The sequence below is a fragment of the Marinomonas foliarum genome (genome assembly GCF_003337275.1).
Lineage (GTDB): Bacteria > Pseudomonadota > Gammaproteobacteria > Pseudomonadales > Marinomonadaceae > Marinomonas > Marinomonas foliarum.
In genome coordinates, this window is the sequence record NZ_QPJQ01000082.1 from 1 (window position 1) to 1,220 (window position 1,220).

General features: G+C 41.4%; 1 protein-coding gene. It reads right to left on the reverse strand.

Translation table 11 applies throughout. The features are described 5' to 3' along the window. Positions 1 to 38: 38 nt before the first annotated feature. Entirely contained in the window at positions 39 to 1,025 is a 987-nt protein-coding gene (locus DFP77_RS19420) for an IS110 family RNA-guided transposase (protein ID WP_114413811.1), read from the reverse strand. Positions 1,026 to 1,220 lie beyond the last annotated feature (195 nt).

A 1,220-nucleotide genomic window follows, 5' to 3' on the forward strand; every position in this document is an offset into this window, starting at 1 on the left:
GTAGATACCATCTCTCCTAATCAGCCTCAAGTTTTTATTTAACTAACTTGAGGCTGATATTCTGTTTGATTCTTAACAACACCAAAACATATTTGTGACAGCTTTCTCATCGCTGCACCTAGCGCCTGCATTTTTGTTTTGCCTTGTTTTAGTAATCTCGTTTTCTGTGCTTTTATATCGGTATTGTGTTGACCAGCTACGATTGCGGCCATATACAATTTCGCTCTGATATAGCCTGGCCCTTCCTTACTCAAGGTTGTTTTTCCTGCCCGTTTACCAGATTCGTTGTGCTTGGGGATCAAGCCTAAATAAGAAGCCAGCTGTTTCGCGCTCTTAAACCGCTTACACGCCAGTAAACAAACCATTATTCGGGATGTTACTTCACCAACACCATTTATACTTTCAAGTAATTGGCGGTTCTTCTTCAATTGAGGATGCCTGTCAATATGCTCATCGATTTCATTCTTGAGTTTATGAATTTCAGCCTTTAACACTGCTATCATATCTTTGAGAGATTGAGCGACCCGAGCGGATGCGCCTGAAAAGCCTACCGCTTCATAACGGTTTTCTTCACGCTGTAAATCTTGCTCTAGCGCTTCAAGTCTACGCATCATTGCCTTTAGTTCTCTTGCTTCTACAGGCTCTGGCTGCCAGCTTGAAAGTGAATGTTGTTGGTCATGACCATAGCGAGCTAGCATTGTGGCGTCTGATTTATCAGTCTTATGAACTAGCCCTAATGATTTTGCATATTGTTTTGCTTTTCCAGGGTTTACATGTAAAAGAGTAAATCCTTGAGCATATAAAAAATACATCAAAGGTTCGCTATAAATACCAGTAGGCTCTGTCGTAATAACAATATTCTGAGCTTCTAACCCTGTATTCTTTAGCACCCAATCAACTAATTCTTGATAGCCTTGTTTTGTGTTCTTTAACACCTTGGTTTTCTGCTTATTTTTGACCACGTCGCGTAACCAGCTAACATCTAACTTTTCTTTACCAACATCAATGCCAATAAAAGCCTTCATCTCTATCTACTCCCCTTGTACATGCAGCATCACCCTTACTTGGGGTGCTAGGATACCATTCAGTTTAATGGAGGTTAGGAAATCAGGGCTCAATCTACAAAACAGCATCTTTGTGCTCAGGTCGCGCACGAGCTCACCGATTTCCCGATGCGATAAGTGCTAGCTAAACACCCATCAAGAAGAGATACAAGGTCG